The sequence below is a fragment of the Bacillus sonorensis NBRC 101234 = KCTC 13918 genome (assembly GCF_001592005.1).
Classification (GTDB): Bacteria; Bacillota; Bacilli; order Bacillales; family Bacillaceae; genus Bacillus; species Bacillus sonorensis.
The window spans coordinates 25,211-32,172 of the sequence record NZ_BCVZ01000030.1 but is presented as its reverse complement, the minus strand read 5'-3'; the positions used below and the strand labels follow the sequence as shown (position 1 = coordinate 32,172).

The 6,962-nt window shown below is 47.7% G+C and carries 5 protein-coding genes and 1 pseudogene; 4 read left to right on the top strand and 2 right to left on the bottom strand.

The annotated features are described in order from the left end of the window. Positions 1 to 33: 33 nt before the first annotated feature. The 3 genes from BTR1S_RS20455 (at position 34) to BTR1S_RS20445 (ending at position 3,033) form a co-directional block, all read left to right on the top strand. Positions 34 to 1,230: a cytochrome P450 gene (locus BTR1S_RS20455; RefSeq protein ID WP_029419863.1), complete on the top strand. Its 1,197-nt coding sequence runs from the start codon at positions 34 to 36 to the stop codon at positions 1,228 to 1,230. Positions 1,231 to 1,366: 136 nt separating this feature from the next. Continuing rightward, positions 1,367 to 1,789, top strand: a complete 423-nt coding sequence (locus tag BTR1S_RS20450; protein WP_006637406.1) for a MerR family transcriptional regulator — start codon at positions 1,367 to 1,369, stop codon at positions 1,787 to 1,789. A gap of 65 nt (positions 1,790 to 1,854) precedes the next feature. After that, the gene (locus BTR1S_RS20445; RefSeq protein WP_029419862.1) at positions 1,855 to 3,033 is read left to right on the top strand and encodes an MFS transporter; all 1,179 of its coding nucleotides are present in this window, start codon (positions 1,855 to 1,857) and stop codon (positions 3,031 to 3,033) included. Positions 3,034 to 3,076: 43 nt separating this feature from the next. Here the strand turns inward: BTR1S_RS20445 and BTR1S_RS20440 are convergent, their stop codons facing one another. Then, positions 3,077 to 4,633 (bottom strand): ABC-F family ATP-binding cassette domain-containing protein, encoded by a 1,557-nt coding sequence (locus tag BTR1S_RS20440; protein ID WP_029419861.1) that lies wholly within the window; start codon positions 4,631 to 4,633, stop codon positions 3,077 to 3,079. 137 nt (positions 4,634 to 4,770) lie between these two features. Here BTR1S_RS20440 and BTR1S_RS20435 point away from each other — a divergent pair, with 137 nt between their 5' ends. Further along, positions 4,771 to 5,901, top strand: coding sequence for a DEAD/DEAH box helicase (locus BTR1S_RS20435; protein WP_006637409.1), 1,131 nt, complete (start codon positions 4,771 to 4,773; stop codon positions 5,899 to 5,901). A 24-nt stretch (positions 5,902 to 5,925) separates the two neighbouring features. On the opposite strand, the pseudogene BTR1S_RS20430 reads toward BTR1S_RS20435, so the two are convergent. Beyond that, positions 5,926 to 6,926: pseudogene (locus tag BTR1S_RS20430) on the bottom strand (NADP-dependent oxidoreductase). Positions 6,927 to 6,962: the final 36 nt, after the last annotated feature.

Sequence of the window (6,962 nt, the reverse complement as noted above, 5' to 3'; positions counted from 1 at the left end):
TTGATTAAACGGCCGACGATATGGAGGTATGACATGATGCCAGAATTACACCCGGCAAAACCAAGCCTATTGATTGAATCCGATTTTTGGAGAGACCCTTACCCTTTTTATGATCAGATGCGGTCTGTTCATCCTTTATATAAAGGAACGCTATTCAAGCACCCGGGCTGGTATGTGACAGGATATGAAGAGGCAGCGGCGATTTTGAAGGACGCAAGGTTTCAAAGCCGCATACCACTCCCTGAAACGTCAAGAAAATATGAACAACTTAAACATGTGCAGCATGATATGCTGCTCTTTAAAAACCGGGAGGATCACAGGCGGCTTCGCTCCCTTGTAGGCAAAGAATTTACACCGAAGATGGCAGAATCCTTTCGCCCTTTTATAAAAGATGCCGCAGAGGAATTGCTGGATCAACTGGAAAGCAGGCAAACAGCGGACATTGTCTCAGAGTTTGCATTTCCTTTAGCAAGTCTCATCATAGCGAACATCCTAGGTGTGCCAAAGGAGGAAAGGCATCAATTTAGGGAATGGACGGCCAGCTTGATCAAGACGATTGATTTTACACGCTCCCGACAGGCGCTGGCAAAAGGAAATGCTGCCGTCATCAAGCTGACGGCCTATTTTAAAGATTTGATTCAAAAGAGGAAAACAGATCCCAGGGAAGACTTGATCAGCAGATTCGCCAGCCTGGAACAGCTGACGGAAGAGGAATTTCTTGCGGCATGTATATTGCTTGTCATTGCAGGACATGAGACAACTGTAAATCTTATAAGCAACGGATTGTTTTGTTTAATGAACCATCCCGCCCAGCTTGCTGTCCTGAAGGACAACCCGCCGCTTATTGAATCTGCAGTCGAGGAATGTTTGCGCTATGAAAGCCCCACTCAGCTGACGGCGCGTATGGCTTCGGAAGATTGCGAGATTAATGGAAACATGATAAAAAAAGGGGAGCAAGTATACATCCTTTTAGGGGCGGCCAACCGGGATCCGAACATATTCCCTCATCCTCATATACTGGACATCAAAAGAAACCCGAATCCGCACCTTGCGTTTGGCTCCGGCTCGCATTTTTGTTTAGGCTCCTCATTGGCGCGCCTCGAAGCGCAAATTGCCATCCCCGTCCTATTAGAGCGGGCGCCTAAGCTTCGGCTTGCTTCCTCCGATATCCAATACCGAAAATTAATTGGTTTTCGATCGCTGGCAGAGCTGCCTGTAGTTCTGAATTAAAGGGTTTTTGAATGATAAGGGCTTGTATAAAATGCAAGCCCTTTTATTAATTCAACCGTGTGTAAAACTTAACGTTTACGTAAGAGTATAGTAGGTGTATAATAGAAAAAAAGAGCCAAAACGGGAGGACATTGACGTGGACTGGATGAAGATTGACCAAATGGCAAAGCGCAGCGGTTTGACAAAAAGAACGATTCGTTTTTATGAAGAAATCGGCCTGCTTTCTTCACCTAAGCGAACAGAAGGCGGTGTCCGTCTTTATTCTGAAGATGACCTGGAAGAGCTTGAAAGAGTGATAAGCGCCAAGGAAGTATTGGGATTTTCCCTGCAAGAGCTGCAGCAATTTATGGAAACGAGCAAACACCTTGAAATGCATAAAGAAGGCTATCTTTTATCATTGGATAAGAAGGAAAGAAAAGAAAAGCTCGAAGACATCCGGCATATGCTGGACGAGCAAATGCGGATGATCGATGAAAAGATCGAAAAATTTCAATCGTTCAGGAAGCGCCTGGAGGGCATGCAGAAAAAAGCCCGGAATGCGCTGGAACATATTGATTAAAACAAAAATCGCAAACGCTATGTACATAGCGTTTGTTTTTATGGAAAGAAAGGTATGATTGATTGATGGAGAAACAACAGAATTCCGGTTTTTTTAAACAGCCGAAAGCAGTTTGGGCCGTGGCGTTTGCCTGTGTCATTTCATTTATGGGGATCGGGCTGGTCGATCCGATTCTTCCGGCGATTGCAGCGCAATTGAATGCGTCGCCGAGCCAAGTATCGCTTTTATTTACAAGCTATCTTCTGGTGACAGGTTTTGCGATGATTTTGTCCGGAGCCATTTCGAGCCGAATCGGCGCAAAACAGACATTGATATCCGGTCTTATTCTGATTATTATTTTTGCTGCGCTGGGCGGATGTTCCCAATCCATCGCCCAGCTTGTCGGCTTCCGGGGCGGCTGGGGGCTCGGCAACGCCTTGTTCATTTCAACCGCTCTTGCCGTCATTGTCAGTGTGGCGACAGGAGGGAGCGCCAAAGCGATTATTTTATATGAGGCGGCTTTAGGCTTGGGAATTTCCGTAGGCCCTCTTGCAGGAGGAGAACTGGGAACGATATCATGGAGGGCGCCGTTTTTCGGTGTATCGATTTTAATGACGGTCGCTATGTTTGCGATCCTCATTCTGCTGCCGGCCGTTCCGAAGCCGCAAAAGAAAATTTCGATCTGCGCACCGATACGGGCGCTCCGGTATCAAGGGCTTTTCACGCTTTCTGTGTCCGCTTTTTTATATAACTTTGGCTTTTTTACGCTGCTTGCCTATTCTCCGTTTGTTCTTGATTTAAATGAAAGAGGGCTAGGTTACGTCTTTTTCGGCTGGGGGCTCTTTCTCGCGATCACGTCCGTGTTTATCGCTCCGGCCGTACAGCGCGCCATTGGAACGGTCCGTTCCCTGATCATGCTGTTTATTTTGTTTGCCGCTGATTTGCTGGTGCTCGGCGTGTGGACGGAGCATATGGCTGTCGTTATTGCGGCCATTGTGATTGGCGGCGGTATTTTAGGAATGGTCAATACGATATTGACGACCGCGGTAATGGAAGCGGCGCCTGTCGAACGGTCAGTCGCTTCATCAGCCTACAGCTCCATCCGTTTTATCGGCGGGGCCATCGCGCCTTGGCTCGCTGGTGTGCTTGCCGATCATTATAGTGCGCATGCGCCTTATTTTGCCGGCTGTATAGCGGTGCTGATCGGCATGGCCGTCTTAATCGGCGGCCGTCGCCATTTGGCGCATATCAAGGCAGGACATTAATGAAAAAAGCTTGTTTCCGGGAAAGGAAACAAGCTTTTTGATGTTATAAAACCTTTGTCGTCCATGATTCGCAGTTCCATGTATCTGTCGCGATCTCCGTATAGAAATCGGGTTCGTGGGAGATCAAAAGAATCGAGCCTTTGTATTCCTTGAGGGCTCTTTTTAATTCTTCTTTTGCTTCGACATCCAGATGGTTTGTCGGTTCGTCAAGGACAAGAAGGTTTGTTTCTGTATGAATAAGTTTGCATAGTCTGACCTTCGCTTTTTCGCCCCCGCTTAAAACGGAAACCCTGCTTTCGATATGTTTTGTCGTCAGGCCGCATTTGGCAAGGGCCGCGCGGATCTCATACTGCGTATAGGACGGAAATTCGTTCCACACTTCTTCGATGCAGGTGTTGTGGCCCCCTGCTTTGACTTCCTGTTCAAAATAGCCGATATGGAGGTATTCCCCCCGTTCGACTTCACCCGACAGCGGCGAAATTTCGCCGAGCAGGCTTTTCAGCAATGTCGTTTTACCGATTCCGTTGGCACCGTACAAAGCGATTTTTTGACCGCGCTCCATTTTCAGGTTTAGCGGGCGGGACAGCGGTTCATCATAACCAATGACCAGATCTTTTGTTTCAAAAATCAGCTTTCCGGATGTTCTCGCTTTTTTAAAATGGAACTCAGGCTTCGGCTTCTCTGACGGCAGTTCGATCATATCCATCTTATCAAGCTTTTTTTGCCGGGACATCGCCATATTGCGCGTACTGACGCGAGCTTTGTTGCGGGCGACAAAATCCTTAAGTTCGGAAATTTCCTGCTGCTGCTTTTTATAGGCCGCTTCAAGCTGCTGTTTTTTGGCTTCGTACACTTCGCGGAATTGGTTGTAGTCACCTGCGTAGCGGGTCAGCTGCTGATTTTCAACATGGTAGATGAGATTGATGACGCTGTTAAGGAACGGAATGTCATGCGAAATCAAGATAAACGCGTTTTCGTATTCCTGCAAGTAGCGTTTCAGCCATTCGATATGCTGTTCATCCAGGTAGTTTGTCGGTTCATCCAGCAGGAGAATGTCGGGTTTTTCAAGCAGAAGCTTGGCAAGCAGCACTTTGGTCCGCTGTCCGCCGCTTAAATCCGTGACATCCCTGTCGAGCCCGAGATCGTGAAGGCCGAGGCCGCGGGCGATTTCTTCAACCTTTGCATCAATGGCGTAAAAGTCATTGTTGGTGAGGGCGTCCTGAATCGTTCCGACTTCTTCGAGCAGCTTCTCAAGCTCTTCGGGATCAGCTTCCCCCATTTTTCCGTAGATGGCGTTCATTTCTTCTTCCATTGCAAATAAATAATGAAACGCGTTCCTTAATACATCACGGATCGTCTGCCCCCGTTCAAGGACCGAATGCTGGTCAAGATAGCCGATACGGACTTTTTTTGACCACTCGATTTTTCCTTCGTCAGGTTCAAGCTTTCCCGTGATGATATTCATAAACGTTGATTTTCCTTCGCCGTTTGCCCCGATGAGGCCGACGTGTTCGCCTTTTAACAGCCGAAAGGAGATATCCTGAAAGATCGCCCGGTCTCCAAAACCGTGGCTTAGCTTTGTTACCGATAGTAAACTCATGTTTTACACCTCTAATGTATAGTCAGAACGAACCCATTATACCGGACACTTGGGGGGCAGGTAAAAGAAAAATTGCGAAGCCGCTTCTGTTTTGAGATACTAGGAGCAGAATCAACCTGAGAATAAAGGAGAAAAACATGACAGACAGATGGCCATTTTTAAATAAAGCAAAACCGTTTATTCAAGAAAATTGGAAGGCATCAGGCTTTGTCGAACCGACGGATGTTCAAAAAAGCGCGGCCGGGCTCATTTTGGAAGGGCGCGACGTGATCGCCGAATCACCGACGGGAACGGGGAAAACGCTCGCTTACGTTCTGCCGCTCTTGGAAAAGCTGCAGCCGGACCAAAAACACGTTCAGGCTGTGATCCTCGCTCCTTCCCGCGAGCTTGTCATGCAGATATTTGATGTGGTCACAGAGTGGAAAAAAGGATCTGAGATCAGAGCCGCGTCTTTCATCGGCGGAGCCAATATTAAAAAGCAGCAGGAAAAGCTGAAGAAACATCCGCATATTATTGCCGGTACGCCGGGTCGGGTGCTGGAACTCATCAAAACAAAAAAACTGAAAATGCATGAGGTGAAAACGATCGTTCTTGATGAGACAGACCATCTCCTTACGCCAGAGCACCGCGGCACGATTCAAAACATCATTAAATCGACGCTCAGAGACCGGCAGCTCCTTTGCTTTTCAGCGACATTAAAAGAAGAGGCTGAGCGCGAGCTCCGAACAATGACAAAGGAAGCGGAGCTATTGAAAATCAAAAGAACGAGCGAAGAATCCGCAAAAATCAAGCATCAATATCTTGTCTGCGACCAGCGGGATAAAATCAAAATCCTGCAAAAATTTTCAAGGCTTGATGGAATGCAGGCGCTCGTATTTGTAAAGGATATCGGCAATCTAAGTGTGTATGCCGAAAAGCTTGATTTCCACCATGTCGATGTCGGCGTTCTGCACAGTGAAGCGAAAAAGATCGAACGGGCGAAGATCCTTCAGGCGTTTGAAGCAGGAGAGTTTACTCTGTTGTTGGCGACGGATATCGCGGCGCGCGGAATTGATATTCAAAACCTGCCATATGTCATTCATACAGATTTGCCGAATGAAGAGGGGTATATCCACCGTTCAGGCAGAACGGGGAGGGCAGGTAGCGAGGGAACCGTCATCAGCCTTGTGACCCGCGGCGAGGAAGAGCGGCTGAAAAAGCTCGCAAAGAAGCTTGGAATCCGCCTCCAGCGCATTGTATATGAGAGAGGGCGAATTATCGAAAAATAGAAGAAGGCTGATCAGCCTTCTTTTTCATTTAACGCTTTGATCGGCCACCTTGATCAGCTGCTTCCCGAAATTTTCGCCTTTAAACAAGCCCAAAAAAGCTTCCGGTATCCGTTCGAAGCCTTCCGTAATCGTTTCCTCATATTGAAGACGTCCGCTTTTCACCCCATTCCGCAAGCTGTTTGGCGCCTTCTAAAACCGCTCCTGATATTCATTGACGACAAAGCCTTTCATTAATGCGCTCGATTTGATCAAAGCCGTCTGCACTTGCGATCCCATATCGTCTTGTGCACCTTTGGCATTGTAAGAAGAAATCGCTCCGCACACCGGAATTCTCGCATATTTGTTAATAAGGGTGAGTACGGCATCTGAAATGCTGCCGCCGACATTGTCAAAGTAGACATCAACACCGTTCGGACATGCTTTCTCCAAAGCTGATGCAATGTCACCGGCTGTTTGGTAATTGATCGCTTCATCAAATCCGAGGCGTTTTTTCAAATAGGCAATCTTTTCATCAGAACCGGCAATACCGACAACCCTTGCTCCTTTGATTTTGGCGATTTGTCCGGCGGCTCCTGAAACGACTACCGTTTCCCCGGGTTTCGGACGGCCGATATCAAGCAGCCGAAATAAGCCGTCAGACCGGTCATGCCGAGAATTCCGAGGAAATGCGGTGACAGGGGCAAGTGACGGATGATTTTTCTGAGGTGCGTTTCTTTGACAGCGGAATACTCCTGCCGGCCCAAGTATCCTAATACGATGTCCCCTTGCTGGAGCTTGTCCCCTTTGGCAGACGCGACTTCTCCGATGACGCCGCCTGTGATGACTTCATCCAGCGGAAAAGGCTCGACATAAGACTTTGTATCCTGCATTCGTCTCCGCATGTAAGGATCCACTGAGACATAAAGCGTTTTCACAAGCGCTTCTCCGTCTTTTGCTTCGGGAATCTCTGTTTTTTTTATACGGAAATCCTCCATCACCGGAATTCCGTGCGGCCGTCTGGCAAGCTCGATTTGTTTTTGCAGCATTGGCTTATTCTCCTTTTGATTACCGATAATGTAACA

What these genes read in the sequence shown, in the direction of transcription:
- BTR1S_RS20445 (WP_029419862.1), top strand. Translation starts at nt 1,855, where the DNA reads ATGGAGAAACAACAGAATTCCGGTTTTTTTAAACAGCCGAAAGCAGTT.
- BTR1S_RS20440 (WP_029419861.1), bottom strand. Translation starts at nt 4,633, where the DNA reads ATGAGTTTACTATCGGTAACAAAGCTAAGCCACGGTTTTGGAGACCGG.
- BTR1S_RS20435 (WP_006637409.1), top strand. Translation starts at nt 4,771, where the DNA reads ATGACAGACAGATGGCCATTTTTAAATAAAGCAAAACCGTTTATTCAA.
- BTR1S_RS20455 (WP_029419863.1), top strand. Translation starts at nt 34, where the DNA reads ATGATGCCAGAATTACACCCGGCAAAACCAAGCCTATTGATTGAATCC.